Source organism: Marinobacter sp. G11, from assembly GCF_021282325.1.
GTDB classification, from domain to species: Bacteria; Pseudomonadota; Gammaproteobacteria; order Pseudomonadales; family Oleiphilaceae; genus Marinobacter; species Marinobacter vinifirmus.
Genome location: NZ_JAJSPB010000003.1, coordinates 1 through 16,128, shown reverse-complemented (window position 1 = coordinate 16,128; position 16,128 = coordinate 1). Strand labels below are relative to the sequence as shown.

Sequence of the window (16,128 nt, the reverse complement as noted above, 5' to 3'; positions counted from 1 at the left end):
AACGTTTTTATTATTGTGCCAGTTTAGCGGCTGTTTTATTCATCTGGTTGTAACAAAAGAACGCGAACCTCCCCGGCCCGCGTTCTTTGTCGTCGTCCCTGACTACCCGGAGCTGCTTACAGCTCGTTGCCGGTCATCGGCTTCAGGTTGCGCACATTCTTGGCCACTTCCATGCGGGTGTTGCGCGGGTTCGGAATCAGACCTACGTCGACCAGGTAGCCGTTGTCGCCCCAGGCGCCTTCAGTGGTGAATTCCTCGGCATATTCCTTGATACCCGGAACCACACCTACGTGGGCGTTCTTGATGTAGAAGAACAGGGAGCGGGCAACCGGGTAATCTTCATCAGCGATAGTTTCCGGAGTCGGCTCAACGCCACCGATGGTCGCGGCCTGGATCTGGCTGCTGTTTTCCATCAGGAAGCTGTAGCCGAAGATACCCAGGGTGTCCTTGTCCTGCGCCAGACGCTGAACGATCAGGTTGTCGTTTTCACCAGCCTCAACGAACGGGCCATCTTCACGCATGCTGTGGCACACGCTCTTCATGTCTTTCTTTTCCATCGCTTTGATGAAATCGAAGGTCTTGCAGCCACCTTCCATAGCGATTTCAACGAAGGCATCACGGGTACCGGAAGTCGGAGGGGGACCCATCACGCTGATTTCCAGGTTCGGCAGGCTGGAGTCAATGTCACTCCACTTCTGGTAGGGGTTGGCCACCAGCTTATCGCCACCCTTGGGATCAGGCACTTCCTTGGCCAGGGCCAGGAACACCTGCTTAAGGCTCAGATCCAACTTCTCAGCGTCTTTGGAGTTGGCGATAACGATACCGTCAGCACCGATTTTCACTTCGGTGATTTCCTTCACGCCATTGCTCTGGCACAGCTCGAACTCGCTCTTCTTCATGCGACGGGAAGCGTTAGTGATGTCCGGGTGCTGGGTACCGATACCGGCACAGAACAGCTTCAGACCACCGCCGGAACCGGTAGATTCCAGTTTCGGAGTCGGGAAGTCGGTGTTACGGCCAAAACGCTCGGCAACTACAGTGGCGAACGGATAAACAGTGGAAGAACCGACGACATTGACGGTATCACGGGCCATGGCCGGGGTGGACACGGCGGCAATGCTGCCCGCCAGGGCAACAGAAGCGATTGCAGCTTTCAATTTCATCACGTTATGTCTCCAGTATCGGTGGACGTTATGTTGGTATCTGCTTTACCGATGAGTGCATCCTAGGGAGACTCTGTGACAACTTTGTTACAGCTTTTGAAATATAGCCGTCATTAGCGAAATTTTCTTGCAGCGTGCGGCCAGCCCGTTACCATGCACGGAAAACAATTCATAAGCTTCCGTAAGGCAAATCATTCATGAAAGCATACGATGACGACAAACCCGCCCCCCGCGGGGAAATGATGCTGCAGGTGATTCCCCTGCCCTCAGACACCAATGCCAATGGCGATGTGTTCGCCGGCTGGCTAGTCAAACAGATGGATATTGCCGCCGCTGCCATGGCCGGGCGCATTTCCCGGGGCCGCAATGCCACCGTGGCCATGGATCGCATGGAGTTCCTGTCGCCGTTGCGGGTGGGTTCCCAGGTAGGTTGTTATTGCGAATTGGTGGACATTGGCCGCAGCTCCATGAAGATCCAGGTGGAAGTCTGGACCCTGGACCGCAGCTCAAAGACACCGCGCAAGGTAACGGAAGGCCTGTTTGTATACGTAGCCATAGACGAGCACGGCCGCATCCGGGAAGTGCCGGAACAGAATCACTGACCTTTCGACATCAGCTGCTCGATGAGAGCCTGATACCGGGGCGCCAGCCTTGAAGCCCGCCATGGATTCGGCGGCTCTGCAACAGGTGGTTGTTCAAGCAGCCTGGCCAGCTGATCAGCTGCCGCCCCGGCTTCCGCCGCTTTGTCAGACTCAATGCTGGTGTACCGGCACTGCGGCGGCACATACTCCCGGTAGGCCAGACGGTCCGGTGCCAGTGGCAAACACCCGGCAGCCATGGCTTCGAGCATCGCCAGCCCCTGGAAATCGTGAAGCGCTGTCGTCAGCACAATATCGGCACGGCCTAGCAAGCGATCATAATCTGCGCGGCGCTCCAGAAAGCCCCAGTGTTCGATGTGCCCTGAAAATTGCCGGTGAATCCGGTCAAATGCTTCCGGGCGGCTGCGAAAGCCCTCGCCCACCACGCTGATACGGAAAGGCATTGCACGCTCTGTCAGCTGCTCCAGCAATGCCAACAATCGGTCCGGCCCCTTGTCGTATTCCCAGCGGTGATTCCACAGCAGGTGCGGACACGCCCGGTTCACAGGCCGGGGCTGGTCGATAAACAAGCGGTCTTCAATCGGAACCGGCAGCACCGAAGACCTTTCCCTGAGTTTTTCCATCACCCCATCGGGCACCGCATCCGGCATCTTGTTCAGAAAGCCTTCCACGCCTTGCAGAAAGCTGTCCCGGTTCCAGGCGCTGTTGAAGACCACCGCATCGGCCGCCAGGGCACTGTAGAGATTGACCATTTTCGGCTCTACCCGGCCCCGCTGCTGATCGCTGACCGGAAAGGCGAACTGGTTTTCATGCATGTAAAGCAGGCACGGCGTGTTTGCCAGCGAGGGGTGCAACCCGCGCAATGTGGCCAGGTCGACCATGGACGTGGCAATGACCAGGTCCCAGGATTCCTGCAGGCAAGGCTCGTCCAGCCAGCTCACCGGATTACCCCGTATCCGCCATTGGAAGAATCTGGGCGGAAGCGCCAGCGTCTGCCAGTGATAACCGGGCAGCAGGGTGACCAATTGCTCTCGCCAGCGCCGATGGCTGGCGGCATCGTAGCCTGACAATAGAAGAATGCGTTGGGTCATGGCGATCCATAGCTGGGGGACGAAGGAGTCGGCAAGTGTATCAGGCCTCGGGCTTTCCTTGGTTCAGGGACCACAGGCCGAACACCGGCCCCGGCAACAGCAAAAGCGCCACCCAGACATCCCAGGCGCTCCAGAACCCGCTGGTGAGCCATATTGCCGGCAGCGTCAGGCCAAAGCCGACCGCGTTCATGACCGCCAGCGACGAACCCACGGTTTCCTTCGGTGCGGTCGAGGCCGCCAGTGCAGAGAATTGCGGTGAATCGGCCACTACCGCCACGCCCCAAACCAACAGCAAAACCATTAACAACAAAGGCGGCAGCCCGTTCATCCAGGGATAGAGCAGACACAGAGCCCCGGACACCATCAGCGCCCGCCGGGCCACCCACTCACTGCCCAGGGTCCGACTGAGCCGACCGCCACCGATACAGCCGGCAGCGCCGATGCCGATTACCGCAAACGACAGCCAGGGTATCAAAGCCTCACCCTGCCCCAGCCGTTGAAGTTCTCGCCCGATCAACAGCGGCACCAGCGTCCAGAAGGCATACAGCTCCCACATGTGGCCAAAATAACCGCCGGCCACGGCCCGGAACCGGGGCAGGCGTAAAGCCGACAATCCCTGTCTCAGGGGAAGGCGTCCGCTGGCTTTGGGCAGGTGCGGCCCGTCACCCAACAAAAACACCAACAGTCCGCCCAGTAGCGCCAGACAGGACGATGCAAACAGTGGCCACTCCCAGGGCATACCTGATGTTGCCCCTCGCATCAGATGTGGCAAAGCGGTGCCCAGGGTCAGCATCCCCACCAGCCAGGCCAGGGCGGCGCCGGCATATTTGGGTGTCCAGGCAATCACCAGCTTCATACCGAGGGGGTAGATTCCGGCCAGACACAGGCCGGTAGCGAACCGGAACAGGCTGTCCAGCGGAAACACCCCGGCCACCGCTACAAAGCCGGCGTTCGCCAGTGCGCCCATCAGGCTCGAAATAAGGAAGATGCGGCTGGCGCCGAAGCGATCCGCCAGGCCGGTCACCGCCAGAGCAAGCGTACCGGCAATAAAACCCGCCTGAACAGACAGCGTAAGCCGGCCCAGATCCGATTCCGCTAACCCGAGTTCGGCTGACAGGGATAGCCAGACCCCGTTGATACTGAACCAGAGGGAGGTGCCGAACAATTGTGCGAGCACAATGACTGGCAAAGGATAACGTTGCAGTAGGCTGGTCATATTATTGTCTTTGTGGTTACCGGAAAGCCAAGCCTAGCTCGAAACCCGACTGAGACCCCATGCGACTTTGGTGCCCGGTCACGGTTTGGTTAAACGATCCAGCCGCAGGCGCTCCCGGTCATCAAACAGCCGCCGGCCTCCCCAACTGACCGCCATCACCGCGCCAAACCCCGTGCCGACGGTAATAATCAGCATAACCAATATCTGGTACTTAACGGCGACCGCGGGCGGGCTGCCCGCCAGTATCTGACCGGTCATCATGCCGGGCAGGCTGACAATGCCGGCTGCTGCCATGGCGTTAATGGAGGGCATCATGCCACTGCGCATGGCTTCCCGACGGATGTCTTCCAGTGCCTGTTGCCAGGTCTGGCCCAGCATCAGCCGGTTCTCGATTACCGCCCGCTGGCGCCAGACCGAATCATTCAGACGATCCAGAGCCAGGCTGACCCCGGTCATGGTGTTGCCCAGCATCATACCCAGCAAAGGAATCGCGTACTGTGGGGTATACCAGGGCTCCGGACCAATCACCACCGCCAGTGCCAGCACGGTCACGGTAAACGACGACACGAACATCGCGCCAGTGCCGATCCCGAACGCCCACCCGCCTTTCAGGCGTCGGCCCTGGCGCGCCACCACTTCCCGGCCAGCCACCAGCAGCATGACCGCCGCCAGCAGCGCAATCCAGTAGAAGGCGGAAGAGGCAAACAGGGCTTCCAGTACCAGGCCAATCAAAGCCAGCTGAATAACCGTTCGTATGGCCGCCACCAACAGGCTGCGGGTGATCCCCAGCCGCCCCAGGTAAGCCGTCGCTGCCAACGCCAGTACCAACAAGGCCGCCAGGCCCAGCTTCCACCAGGCCAGGTCAATCACTTCCATGGACAGGCTCCAGTGCGGATCCTCGAATCCGATAGTGAGCGTTGGCTACCCGATGAATCTGGGCGGAATCATGGGCGACCCACAAGGTGGCGATCTGCCGCTGTTCAATCTCCTGCAACAGCCAGCGTTCGATCGCCTCTGTCGATTCGTTATCCAGATTGGCGGTCGGTTCATCCAGCAGCAGCGCGTCTGGTTCCAGAACCAGGGCCCGCCACAACGCGAGTCTTTGCCGCTCGCCGGAGGACAACCGGCTGACCGACCAGTCCATCACCTCGGCAGGGAAACCCAGAGCGGCAGGCAAACGCTCACCAGCCCCCTCGGGAAAGTGGGCGCTTACCTCATCAAACCACCACTGGCTTTCCGCCGGCACCATCACCACCTGGCGCCGCCACTGATGTGCCGGCACACTCTGTTGATCGAGGTTATCCAGCGAAATCCGGCCACCGTGGGGTTCCAGATCGGCCACAGCGCGCAGCAGTCGGCTCTTGCCACTGCCAGAGGGGCCCGACAGGCACACCACCTGTCCGCGGGGAACAGTTAGCGATACCTCATTCAGCACGCCAATGCTGACATCTTGAAGCAACAACCCTGTCAAAGGAGGCTCACCAGGGCAGTTCCTCACCGTTGCTGTGCCAGAACGACCCGGTGTTCTCCAAGGTCAGATTGGCAATGCGCTCGGCCAGCCCCCTGGCAGACTCCTCCGGCGTGATCAGCCCGCCAAAGTTCACCATTCGCGTTTTCACATAACCGGGATGCAGCTGCGCCACGGCAATGCCCCTGGGTTTGAGATCCACCGCCAGGGATTTTCCGAAAGCGTTCAGCGCAGCCTTCGAGGCCCGATAGCCATAACGGCCGCCTGAGTCGTTGTCGGCGATAGAGCCCATTCGGCTGGTTATATTGGCGATCTTGCTGCCCTGCCCCATCAGAGGCGCCAGGGCTTCGGCCACGCGCAGTGGCGCGTAGGCGTTGATTTCCATCTGGGTGCGAATGGAGTCGAAGTCGATACTGCCCAGCTGCTCGTCCTGAAGCAGGCCCGCGTTGTTGATCAGCAGGCTGATACGCTTGCCCGCCAGACCGGATTTCAGCTTATCGATGCCGGCATCGGTGGCGACATCCACGCCGTCGATCACCTGAGCCGCCACACTGGCGAGCTCGTCCGACGACTGCCGGCATACGCCAATGACTTCACAGCCTTCGGCGGTATAATGCCGGGCCAGTTCCAGACCAATACCCCGATTGGCACCGGTGATGACCACTACATTGGAATCAGACATAGCCTTTCACTCCTGTTGATTTGTCCGCACGCTCCGGCAACCATACTGACAACAGGGCCGCTGTGGCTACCAGGGCAGCGGAAATCCACAAACAGGCTTCCAGCCCGTAGGCCTGGTACACCCAGCCAGAGAGAATTGTGCCCAGCAGCCGGCCGGCGGCGTTGGACATGTAATAGAACCCCACATCCAGCGATACACCATCACCCCGGGCATAGCTGACAATCAGGTAGCTGTGCAGGGAGGAGTTGATGGCAAACAGCACCCCGAACAGCAGCAAACCGCCGATCACCACCGCCTGTGCCGACCAGCCGGCCATCAAGGCCCCGGCAATGGCCGCCGGAACCACCGCCAGCAAGGCCGCCCAAAGCACGGCACCGGATTTACCGTTGGAGTGTCCGGTGATTTTGGGTGCAATGGTCTGGATAAAGCCATAGCCGATGATCCAGCTGGCCATAAAACCGCCCACCTTCCAGTGGTCCCAGCCAAACACCGTGGCCATGTAGACCGGCAGGGCCACCACGAACCACACATCCCGGGCACCGAACAGGAACATCCGGGCGGCCGACAGCACGTTAATGGCCCGGCTCTTGGACAGGATCTCGCTGAACTTCGGCTTGGCCTTACTCTTGCCCAGATCCTGCCCCAGCAGGAACAGGCTGGCCAGCCACACCAGCCCCAGCGCCACTGCCATGAGGATCACCGCGCCGGTAAAGCCGGCTGCCATCAGCAGTACGCCGCCCAGAAAGAACCCCACCCCTTTCAGGGTGTTTTTGGAGCCGGTGAGAATCGCCACCCACTTGTACAGGGTGCCCTGCTGTTCATCCGGCACTAGCAACTTGATGCCGCTCTTGGCGGACATCTTGTTCAGGTCCTTGGCAATACCGGACAATGCCTGCGCCGCCATCACCCAGGGCACCGTGAGCAGGGCCGCCGGTACCGCCAGCATGGCCAGCGCCACAATCTGCAGAAACAGCCCGATATTCATGGTGCGGTTCAGGCCCATGCGGGCCCCCAGATAGCCGCCCACCAGGTTGGTCACCACCCCGAAGAACTCGTAGAAGATGAACAACAGGGCGATTTCCAGCGGCGAATAACCCAGCTGGTGGAAGTGCAGCACCACCAGCATTCGCAACGCGCCATCGGTCAGCGTGAAAGCCCAGTAGTTACCGGTGATCACCAGGTACTGTCGGATGGCAGCGCTCATATCAGGCCAGCCCTACCTTGCGGACCAGTTCTGCGGTGCGGTTGGCGTAGCCCCATTCGTTGTCGTACCAGGCATAGATTTTCACGTGGGTGCCGTTGACCACCAGGGTGGACAGGGCATCGACAATGGAAGAACGGGGGTCGGTTTTGTAGTCGATGGATACGAGTGGGCGCTCTTCGTAGCCCAGGATGTCCTTCAACTCGCCCTCGGCGGCCTCTTTCAACAGCTGGTTGACCGTATCCCGGTCGGTCCGCGTCTCCACTTCAAACACACAGTCGGTCAGCGACGCGTTGATCAGCGGAATCCGCACCGCGTGGCCATCCAGCCTGCCTTTCAGCTCCGGGAAGATTTCGATAATCGCGGTGGCGGAACCGGTACTGGTGGGAATCAGCGAACTGCCACAGGCCCGGGCCCGGCGCAGGTCCTTGTGGGGCGCATCGATGATGGTCTGGGTGTTGGTCAGGCTGTGGATCGTGGTCAGGGAACCGTGTTTGATGCCCAGTTTCTCGTGGACGACCTTCACTACCGGCGCCAGGCAGTTGGTGGTGCAGGAGGCCGCCGTAATGATGCGGTCATTGGCCGGCTCGAAGATGTGTTCGTTCACGCCCATGACAATATTCTTGGCGCCCGGCTCTTTCACCGGGGCGGTCACCACCACCCGCTTCACACCCTGATCCAGGTAGCCCTGCAGCACGGCAACTTTCTTGTTCACGCCACTGGCCTCGATCACCAGGTCGCAACCAGACCAGTCGGTATCGGCAATGGCCTTGTTGTGAGCCACGCGGATGCGCTGGCCGTCAATCACCATCTCATCGCCATCGGTGGTGGCTTCGTGGTTCCAGCGGCCATGCACGCTGTCAAAGTTCAGCAGGTGCGCCAGCGTGTTGGTGTCGGCCCCCGGGTCATTGACGGCCACAAATTCCAGCTCCGGCCAACCCCAGGCGGCCCGCAGAGCCAAACGGCCAATGCGTCCAAATCCGTTAATACCTACCTTGATCTTGCTCATGGTGTTCTCCTTGCGAGTTTCGCAATCCTTGTAAATTCGTGATCAGGGGCACTGCACTGCCGGGCGATCTGCCATGGCCTGCAACCTCGCCAGGGGCTGCCCGATCAGTGCCGCATTGTTCCGGGCGGTTTCCTCCAGAACCCGCACCACCCAGTCTGGCAGGTGCGGATGAAGGTAATAATAGACCCATTGGCCACGACGCTCTGTTTCCAGCAGGCCCGCGTCACGCAGCAAGGCCAGGTGGCGGCTGACTTTTGGCTGGGAAACCTCAAATGCTTCCGTCAGCTCGCACACGCACAGCTTGCCCTGGTCTTTGATCAGCAGCAGGGCGGCCAGGCGCAGGTCGTCGGCCATGGCCTTGAACACAGTCACCGGGTTGTAGTCCGCCGGTTTCAGGCTAGTCTCTTTCTGATGAACCAGGGTGAACAGGCCGATACGCTCCCTGATCTCCTTGAGCGTCAAGGCAAAGGTGGCATGCCGGTTGGCCTCAGCCGGGTCCGGAAAGTCCCAGGCAATTTGCTGGGCACCAGAAGATACCCGCGCGCATTCCCGGGCAGCCTTTTCACACAGAGTGATTACGTAATCCCAGTACTGGCCCTGCAGCTCAGACAGCGACTTGCTGTAAAGCCCGTCCACCGGAATGCCAGCTTCCTGCAGCACCTGTAGCGCGAGCGGGTGCGGTTCACCGGGCTCGGTACCGGCGCTGGCCACTTCAAACCGGTCGCCAGCCATGTGCCGGAGCAAGGCTTCTGCCATCAGGGAGCGGGCGCTGTTGGCGGTGCAGACAAACAGGACTCTTCTTTTCATACGAATTTCCGTATATTCGGGTTGCCATATATTTAACTTTTGCGATAATAGCCGGCAACTGTGACAGAGTAAAGACAGCAAACTGGCCCCATGATGAACTTCGACGACCTACCGAACATTGACACCAACCTGATCCAAACACCCACCAATGCGGACCTGTTCGCCGCAACACATTCAAGCCACCGCCCGCGGATTCTGCTGCTGTACGGCTCCCTGCGCGAGCGCTCTTTCAGCCGCCTGGCGGTGGAAGAAGCCGCCCGCCTGCTGGAAGCGATGGGTGCGGAAACCCGCGTCTTTAATCCGAGGGGACTGCCCCTGGCCGATGCCGAAGATGCCTCCCACCCGAAGGTTCAGGAGCTGCGGGAGTTGGTGCAGTGGAGCGAAGGCATGGTGTGGTGCTCCCCGGAGCGGCACGGCGCCATGACCGGCATCATGAAAACCCAGATCGACTGGATACCGCTGTCCCTGGGCGCCGTTCGGCCGACCCAGGGCAAAACCCTGGCGGTGATGCAGGTGTGCGGCGGCTCCCAGTCATTCAACGCAGTCAACCAGTTGCGGGTGCTGGGCCGCTGGATGCGCATGGTGACCATCCCGAACCAGTCGTCCGTACCCAAGGCGTTCATGGAATTTGACGACAACGACCGGATGAAGCCTTCGGCCTACTACGACCGTATCGTGGATGTCATGGAGGAGCTGGTAAAGTTCACCCTGCTGGTGCGGGACCGCAGCGATTACCTGACCGACCGCTATTCCGAACGCAAGGAAAGCGCCGAAGAACTGTCGAAGCGTGTGAACCAACGTTCCATTTAAGGATGTGCAATGAGCAGTAACGAACAAGCCCCGGAAGCTTCCTCCAGTAGCATGGGAATTTTCGGGCGCTATCTGTCAGTTTGGGTAGCCCTGGCGATTATTGCCGGTGTAGCGCTGGGCCAACTGGCACCGTCTGTGCCGGAAACCCTGTCGCGCTTTGAATACGCCCAGGTGTCCATCCCCATCGCCATCCTGATCTGGGCGATGATTTTCCCGATGATGGCGCAGATCGATTTCAGCGCGATTGTCGGCGTGCGCAAAGAGCCCAAGGGCCTGGCCATCACCACCATTGTGAACTGGCTGATCAAACCCTTCACCATGTTTGCCATTGCCTGGTTCTTCCTGATGGTGGTGTTCGAGCCCTGGATCGCCCCGCAACTGGCCAGCGAATACCTGGCCGGCGCCATTCTGCTGGGCGCCGCCCCCTGCACCGCCATGGTGTTTGTCTGGAGTTACCTGACCCGCGGCGATGCCGCCTACACCCTGGTGCAGGTGTCCCTGAACGACATCATCATGCTGTTCGCCTTCGCCCCGATTGTGGTGTTCCTGCTGGGTATTTCCGACATCCAGGTACCCTGGGATACGGTGATTCTGTCGGTGGTGCTGTACATCGTGATTCCGCTCACCGCCGGCTACCTGACCCGCCGCACCCTGATCGCGCGCCACGGCGAGCAGTGGTACGACGACGTGTTCATGAAGCGCCTCGGCCCGGTGACCCCGGCGGCGCTGATCGTCACCCTGGTGTTGCTGTTCGCCTTTCAGGGTGAAGTCATTCTGCAAAATCCGTTGCATATACTGCTGATCGCAGTGCCGCTGATTATCCAGACGGTGTTCATCTTCCTGCTCGCTTACGGCTGGGCCAGGCTGTGGAAAGTGCGCCATTGCATCGCCGCACCCGGTGCCATGATCGGTGCCAGCAACTTCTTTGAACTGGCCGTGGCTGCCGCCATCGCCCTGTTCGGCCTGCAGTCCGGCGCTGCACTGGCCACGGTGGTGGGCGTACTGGTGGAAGTACCGTTAATGCTGGCTCTGGTGCGCATAGCCAATAACACCCGGGACAAGTTCCCGGCCTGATCAGAGATTGTCTTTGGGAGTGAATATGGCCCCTGGCCCGGTGTCAGTTGCACGAATTCGGGAAATTTTCCTGGCCTTCCTGGCCCTGGGCCTGACCTCCTTTGGCGGCCCGGCGGCCCATCTGGGTTATTTCCGTAATGAGTTTGTGGCCCGGCGCCGCTGGCTGTCAGAGCAGGACTATGCAGATCTGGTCGCCCTGTGCCAGTTCCTGCCCGGGCCCGCCAGCAGCCAGGTGGGGTTTGCCCTTGGCCTGCAGCGCGGTGGCGGCTGGGGCGCTGCCGCCGCCTGGACCGCCTTTACCCTGCCCTCGGCCATCATCCTGGTGGCCTTTGCACTGAGCGCCAGCCTGCTCGACGGCGCGGTCAGTCAGGGCATTATCCACGGCTTGAAAGTGGCAGCGGTAGCCGTGGTGGCCCACGCCGTGCTGGGTATGGCGCGCACCCTGTGCCCGGATCAGCAACGGGCCGGCATCGCGCTGGCAGCGGTTCTGCTGGTGGTGTTTGTGGGCGGCACAGCCGGGCAGGTTTCTGCGATTCTGGTCGGCGCCCTTGCGGGCCTGGTGCTGTGCCGTTCTGCCAACGACGGCGCCGCCGGACATTCCGGCATCTCGGTGTCGGCGGGAACCGGCCGGCTGACGGCTGTTTTGTATGCATTCCTGCTGGCCGGCCTGCCCCTGCTGGCGTGGCTCGCGCCCTCCACCCTGCTGGATATGCTTGATGGCTTCTACCGCGCCGGGGCCCTGGTCTTCGGCGGCGGCCACGTGATGCTGCCGCTGCTGGAAGCGGAAGTGGTACAGACCGGCCGGGTAACCGCCGATGAATTCCTCGCCGGCTACGGCGCCGCCCAGGCCATCCCCGGCCCGCTGTTCACCTTTGCCGCCTATCTGGGTGCCGTGATGGGGCCCTCTGCACCAATTATCTGGGCCGCGCTAGCCCTGCTGGCCATTTTCCTGCCCGGCATGCTGATCCTGATGGCGGTACTGCCGCACTGGAACAACTTCCGCCGCTGGCACCGGGCTCAGGCCCTGATGCGCGGCGCCAACGCCGCCGTGGTGGGCATTCTCGGTGCCGCGCTGTACCAGCCGGTATTCACCAGCGCCATCGTCGGCCCCGGCGAATTCGCCCTTGGCCTGACCGGGTTTATGCTGCTAAGCGTATGGAAACTCCCGGCCTGGGGCGTGGTGATCGTGATGGCCGCCGGCGGCGTGCTGCTGGGAGCGTAACCTGCTGCGCCTGTTCAGCCGGCAGCCACCCTGCTAATATCGCGCTCGTTTTCTGAGCGCGCCAAACCCGTTAACCAGCACCACCGACCGGAATTAAAAGAATGGATGTTTACCAGGCCCTTTTCCTTGGCCTCCTCCAGGGACTGACCGAATTCCTGCCCATATCCAGCTCCGCCCACCTGATTCTGACACCTGCCTTCTTTGGCTGGGAAGACCAGGGCGTAGGCTTTGACCTGTCGGTGCATGTGGGCACGCTGCTGGCCGTGGTGCTTTACTTCCGTCGGGATGTCTTCGGCATCGCCCGGGACGGCCTGATTTCCATTGGCCAGCGCAGAATCGTCGGTCAGGGCGCCCTGGCCTGGTACCTGGTCATCGGCACCATTCCCGCCGGCCTCGCTGGCCTGGCCCTGCTCGACATGATCGACAACGAACTGCGCGGTGCCTCGGTGATCTTCTTCACCACCCTGGTGTTCGGCATTCTGCTTGGCATTGCCGACTGGCTGCCGAAACGCCAGCGCACCATGGATACCCTGAACTGGAAAGACGCCGTCGTCGTCGGCGTCGCCCAGGCCATGGCCCTGGTCCCCGGCACCTCACGCTCCGGCGTCACCATCACCGCCGGCCTGTTCCTGGGCATGACCAGGGAAACCGCCTCGCGGTTTTCGTTCCTGCTGGCGATTCCGATTATCGTGCTGGCGTCTGCGGTGAAGCTGCTGGAAGTGGCCTCATCCGATGTGATCGTGGACTGGAATGGCTTCCTGATTGGCGGCGTAACGTCGTTCCTGATGGCCATCACCGCCATCCACTTCTTCCTGAAGTGGCTCAACAAAGTGGGCATGTGGCCTTACGTTCTCTACCGGATTGTTCTGGCCGGGGTGATTTACGCGGTTCTGATGTAATCGCAGCTTGGGAGTTTCGTTCTTTTGGTGCCGGCCTCGACCTTGGGGGGGGTGGCTGGTATCAGGAAGGGCTTTCCAAAAAGCGCTCGAGTTTCCTGGCATTGGAGGTAGGCAGGTATCGGGGTGGGCCTTCCAAAAACCGCTCCTTACGGCACTTCCCTGTGGCGCTTCTGCTCCGCCATCCATGGCTCCGCACATTTTTGGAAGGCCCACCCCGATACCAGCCCCAAACCTCTCAGCTGGCTTTCAAAGCAACCTCTTAGCCTTGCCTATGTAGCGTCTGCAAGCCGATTGGGATTTCAGAAACGCCGAAGCATGGCGGTGGGACGGTCTTTCCAAAAATTTGTGGAGCCATGGATGGCGGAACACAAGCGCCCATGGACGGCTAGAGCGCTTTTTGGAAAGACCGTCCCACCGCCGTGCCACCACCGAGCCAGAAGGCTAGGGGTAAAAAGCACCGACGTCTAACAAGCCTCCAACGGCGCATAGGCCAGCACCAGCCACTTGGCGCCCTCGTCGAAGTTTACCTGCACGCGAGTATGGTGTCCGGTACCCTCGGAGTTCATTACGATACCCTCGCCGAACTTCGGATGACGTACTCGCTGTCCCAGACTGAAACCGGACTGCTGCGCTGAATCCTGGCTGAACATGCTCTCATTAGGGCGGGACACCATCGCCGGCCGGGTCACCGTATTGCGCAACCGCACTTCCTGCAGGCAGTCACCCGGAATCTCCCGAACGAAGCGGGACAGCGCGTGGAATTTTTCCTGCCCGTACAAGCGGCGGGATTCGGCGTAAGTGAGCACCAGCTTTTTCATGGCACGGGTAATGCCTACGTAGGCCAGACGGCGCTCTTCTTCCATACGCCCCGGCTCTTCCAGCGACATGCTGTGGGGGAACAAACCTTCTTCCACGCCCGCCAGGAACACCAGCGGGAATTCCAGGCCCTTGGCGGAGTGCAGGGTCATCAGCTGTACGCTGTCTTCATGGGCATCGGCCTGGGCTTCGCCGGCATCCAGTGCCGCCTGGGCGATGAATTCTGCCAGCGGGTCGACGCCGTCTTCCACCTCGAAATCGGACAGGGCATTCACCAGTTCTTCCAGGTTCTCTACCCTTGCCTGGCCCTTCTCGCCTTTTTCGCTGGCATGGTAGTCCTTCAGGCCACTGGCTTCGATCGCCTGTTTCATCAGGCCCTGCAATGAGGCTTCGCCCACCATTTCAGACAGGCCGTTGATGATTTCCATAAACGACTGCAACCCGGTTTTCGCCCGGCCTTTCACCTGCCCTGCTGCCAGCAGGCGTTCGGCAGATTCCCACAGGGAAATGCCCTGCTCGGTGGCGTATTCACGCAACTCCGCCAGGCTCTTGGCGCCGATGCCGCGGGTCGGGATGTTCACCACCCGTTCGAAGGCGGCGTCGTCCCGGTGGTATTGCACCAGGCGCAGGTAAGCCAGGGCGTTGCGGATTTCCTGGCGGTCGTAGAACCGCAGGCCGCCATACACCCGGTAGGGAATGCCCTGGCGCATCAGGGCTTCTTCCAGTACCCGGGACTGGGCGTTGGAGCGGTACAGGATGGCGGATTCGCTGCGCAGGTTGCCGTCGTTGACCCAGGCGGTGATGGAGTCAGCGATGTAATTGGCTTCGTCCTGTTCGTTAAAGGCCGCGTACAGGCTGATCGGTTCGCCTTCGGGGCCGTCGGTCCACAGCTCTTTACCGAGGCGGCCCTGGTTATTGGCGATCACCGCGTTGGCCGCCTTCAGGATCATCTGGGTGGAGCGGTAGTTCTGCTCCAGCCGCACCAGGCGGGCGTTCGGGAAGTCCCGCTGGTACTGCTGGATGTTTTCGATCTTGGCACCACGCCAGCCGTAGATGGACTGGTCGTCATCCCCGACCACGGTCAGCGGCACGCGGTTGCTGGCCAGTACCTGAAGCCAGGCGTATTGGATGGTGTTGGTGTCCTGGAACTCGTCCACCAGGATGTGCTGGAAGCGCTGCTGGTAGTGACTCAGTAGCTCCGGCCGGTGCAGCCACAGCTCGTGGGAGCGCAGCAGCAGTTCGCCAAAGTCCACCAGGCCGCCCTGCTGGCAGAGTTTTTCGTACTGGCGGTAGATTTTCAGCATGGTGCTGGTGAAGTGGTCACCGGGGTTTTCCTGGATATGGTCCGCCCGCAGGCCTTCGTCTTTCTGGCTGTTGATAAACCACTGGGCCTGTTTCGGCGGCCACTGGCTTTCATCAATCTGGAACTCGCGCATCACCCGCTTGACCATGCGCAGCTGGTCGTCGCTGTCGAGCACCTGGAAATTCTCCGGCAGGCCGGCGTCTTTCCAGTGCGAGCGCAGCAGGCGGTGGGCGATGCCATGGAAGGTGCCGAACCACAGTCCCCGGGAGGGGATGTTCATCATTTCTTCGATGCGGTAGCGCATTTCCTTGGCGGCTTTGTTGGTAAAGGTCACCGCCAGGATGCCGGTCGGCGGCACCTGATCCACAGTCATCAGCCAGGCAATCCGGTGCACCAGCACCCGCGTTTTGCCACTGCCCGCGCCGGCCAGTACCAGCAGGTGGTCGTTCTGGGCGGTAACGGCCTCGCGCTGGGCATCGTTCAGGGGGTCAATAATGTGGGAAACGTCCATAGCACCTGGCTTTTACTGGTTAAATAAACAGGCCTGAGAGTATAACAGGAGAAAAGCAGGTTTGTCGGGCAGGGATTGGCGCCGCTCTTTTGGAGTTAACGCACAGGAACGGGGACTTCTTCCCAGGACACGCTACGAGCACATATATGTAGACCTCTTGTTGCGCAAGCCTCCCAAGCTCTCGGTGGTGTAAAAAGTTAACTGGGTAAAACTGCGCACGTATATCCGGCCTTTATGATGAGTCACTTCGGCGACTC

Annotated in this window: 15 protein-coding genes; 5 read left to right on the top strand and 10 right to left on the bottom strand. The window is 60.6% G+C overall.

Annotated elements, in window-relative coordinates:
* Positions 1-116: 116 nt before the first annotated feature.
* Positions 117-1,163 (bottom strand): substrate-binding domain-containing protein, encoded by a 1,047-nt coding sequence (locus LWH94_RS02645; protein ID WP_269802465.1) that lies wholly within the window; start codon positions 1,161-1,163, stop codon positions 117-119.
* A 197-nt stretch (positions 1,164-1,360) separates the two neighbouring features.
* On the opposite strand from LWH94_RS02645, the gene LWH94_RS02640 reads away from it, so the two are divergent.
* Positions 1,361-1,765: an acyl-CoA thioesterase gene (locus tag LWH94_RS02640; protein ID WP_094624912.1), complete on the top strand. Its 405-nt coding sequence runs from the start codon at positions 1,361-1,363 to the stop codon at positions 1,763-1,765.
* On the opposite strand, the gene LWH94_RS02635 is transcribed toward LWH94_RS02640, so the two are convergent.
* The 8 genes from LWH94_RS02635 to LWH94_RS02600 all read right to left on the bottom strand — a co-directional run bounded on the left by LWH94_RS02635 (position 1,759) and on the right by LWH94_RS02600 (position 9,236).
* Positions 1,759-2,853 carry a tRNA-queuosine alpha-mannosyltransferase domain-containing protein gene (locus tag LWH94_RS02635; RefSeq protein WP_094624911.1) on the bottom strand — a complete coding sequence of 365 codons (1,095 nt, stop codon included), beginning with the start codon at positions 2,851-2,853 and terminating at the stop codon, positions 1,759-1,761. The two genes, LWH94_RS02640 and LWH94_RS02635, sit on opposite strands and share 7 nt — an antisense overlap.
* A gap of 40 nt (positions 2,854-2,893) precedes the next feature.
* Positions 2,894-4,069, bottom strand: a complete 1,176-nt coding sequence (locus LWH94_RS02630) for an MFS transporter (protein WP_232901160.1) — start codon at positions 4,067-4,069, stop codon at positions 2,894-2,896.
* A gap of 78 nt (positions 4,070-4,147) precedes the next feature.
* On the bottom strand, positions 4,148-4,945 hold the full coding sequence (locus LWH94_RS02625) for an ABC transporter permease (protein ID WP_011787040.1): 798 nt from the start codon (positions 4,943-4,945) through the stop codon (positions 4,148-4,150).
* Positions 4,932-5,540 (bottom strand): ABC transporter ATP-binding protein, encoded by a 609-nt coding sequence (locus tag LWH94_RS02620; protein WP_232901159.1) that lies wholly within the window; start codon positions 5,538-5,540, stop codon positions 4,932-4,934. Before LWH94_RS02620 ends, LWH94_RS02625 begins: the two co-directional genes overlap by 14 nt.
* Positions 5,541-5,547: 7 nt before the next feature.
* Positions 5,548-6,219, bottom strand: a complete 672-nt coding sequence (locus LWH94_RS02615; protein ID WP_232901158.1) for an SDR family oxidoreductase — start codon at positions 6,217-6,219, stop codon at positions 5,548-5,550.
* A complete protein-coding gene (arsJ, locus tag LWH94_RS02610) occupies positions 6,212-7,423 on the bottom strand; it encodes an organoarsenical effux MFS transporter ArsJ (RefSeq protein WP_232901157.1) in 1,212 nt (403 codons plus the stop codon). Before arsJ ends, LWH94_RS02615 begins: the two co-directional genes overlap by 8 nt.
* A gap of 1 nt (position 7,424) precedes the next feature.
* Positions 7,425-8,429, bottom strand: coding sequence for an ArsJ-associated glyceraldehyde-3-phosphate dehydrogenase (locus LWH94_RS02605; protein WP_232901156.1), 1,005 nt, complete (start codon positions 8,427-8,429; stop codon positions 7,425-7,427).
* Positions 8,430-8,471: 42 nt separating this feature from the next.
* The gene (locus LWH94_RS02600) at positions 8,472-9,236 is read right to left on the bottom strand and encodes a metalloregulator ArsR/SmtB family transcription factor (RefSeq protein WP_232901155.1); all 765 of its coding nucleotides are present in this window, start codon (positions 9,234-9,236) and stop codon (positions 8,472-8,474) included.
* A gap of 93 nt (positions 9,237-9,329) precedes the next feature.
* Here LWH94_RS02600 and arsH point away from each other — a divergent pair, with 93 nt between their 5' ends.
* The 4 genes from arsH (at position 9,330) to LWH94_RS02580 (ending at position 13,241) form a co-directional block, all read left to right on the top strand.
* Entirely contained in the window at positions 9,330-10,046 is a 717-nt protein-coding gene (gene arsH, locus LWH94_RS02595) for an arsenical resistance protein ArsH (RefSeq protein ID WP_232901261.1), read from the top strand.
* 9 nt (positions 10,047-10,055) lie between these two features.
* Positions 10,056-11,120, top strand: coding sequence for an ACR3 family arsenite efflux transporter (gene arsB, locus LWH94_RS02590; RefSeq protein ID WP_232901154.1), 1,065 nt, complete (start codon positions 10,056-10,058; stop codon positions 11,118-11,120).
* Between the two features lie 25 nt (positions 11,121-11,145).
* Positions 11,146-12,342: a chromate efflux transporter gene (gene chrA / locus LWH94_RS02585; RefSeq protein WP_232901153.1), complete on the top strand. Its 1,197-nt coding sequence runs from the start codon at positions 11,146-11,148 to the stop codon at positions 12,340-12,342.
* A 101-nt stretch (positions 12,343-12,443) separates the two neighbouring features.
* A complete protein-coding gene (locus LWH94_RS02580; protein ID WP_232901152.1) occupies positions 12,444-13,241 on the top strand; it encodes an undecaprenyl-diphosphate phosphatase in 798 nt (265 codons plus the stop codon).
* Positions 13,242-13,705: 464 nt separating this feature from the next.
* Here LWH94_RS02580 and uvrD read toward each other — a convergent pair whose 3' ends face one another.
* The gene (gene uvrD / locus LWH94_RS02575; protein ID WP_232901151.1) at positions 13,706-15,871 is read right to left on the bottom strand and encodes a DNA helicase II; all 2,166 of its coding nucleotides are present in this window, start codon (positions 15,869-15,871) and stop codon (positions 13,706-13,708) included.
* Positions 15,872-16,128: the final 257 nt, after the last annotated feature.

Bases quoted from the DNA above. Each gene is read 5' to 3' on its own strand.
- uvrD (WP_232901151.1), bottom strand. From the start codon at position 15,871: ATGGACGTTTCCCACATTATTGACCCCCTGAACGATGCCCAGCGCGAG.
- arsH (WP_232901261.1), top strand. From the start codon at position 9,330: ATGAACTTCGACGACCTACCGAACATTGACACCAACCTGATCCAAACA.
- LWH94_RS02635 (WP_094624911.1), bottom strand. From the start codon at position 2,853: ATGACCCAACGCATTCTTCTATTGTCAGGCTACGATGCCGCCAGCCAT.
- LWH94_RS02645 (WP_269802465.1), bottom strand. From the start codon at position 1,163: ATGAAATTGAAAGCTGCAATCGCTTCTGTTGCCCTGGCGGGCAGCATT.
- arsJ (WP_232901157.1), bottom strand. From the start codon at position 7,423: ATGAGCGCTGCCATCCGACAGTACCTGGTGATCACCGGTAACTACTGG.
- LWH94_RS02600 (WP_232901155.1), bottom strand. From the start codon at position 9,236: ATGAAAAGAAGAGTCCTGTTTGTCTGCACCGCCAACAGCGCCCGCTCC.
- LWH94_RS02580 (WP_232901152.1), top strand. From the start codon at position 12,444: ATGGATGTTTACCAGGCCCTTTTCCTTGGCCTCCTCCAGGGACTGACC.
- chrA (WP_232901153.1), top strand. From the start codon at position 11,146: ATGGCCCCTGGCCCGGTGTCAGTTGCACGAATTCGGGAAATTTTCCTG.
- LWH94_RS02630 (WP_232901160.1), bottom strand. From the start codon at position 4,069: ATGACCAGCCTACTGCAACGTTATCCTTTGCCAGTCATTGTGCTCGCA.
- arsB (WP_232901154.1), top strand. From the start codon at position 10,056: ATGAGCAGTAACGAACAAGCCCCGGAAGCTTCCTCCAGTAGCATGGGA.
- LWH94_RS02615 (WP_232901158.1), bottom strand. From the start codon at position 6,219: ATGTCTGATTCCAATGTAGTGGTCATCACCGGTGCCAATCGGGGTATT.
- LWH94_RS02625 (WP_011787040.1), bottom strand. From the start codon at position 4,945: ATGGAAGTGATTGACCTGGCCTGGTGGAAGCTGGGCCTGGCGGCCTTG.
- LWH94_RS02605 (WP_232901156.1), bottom strand. From the start codon at position 8,429: ATGAGCAAGATCAAGGTAGGTATTAACGGATTTGGACGCATTGGCCGT.
- LWH94_RS02640 (WP_094624912.1), top strand. From the start codon at position 1,361: ATGAAAGCATACGATGACGACAAACCCGCCCCCCGCGGGGAAATGATG.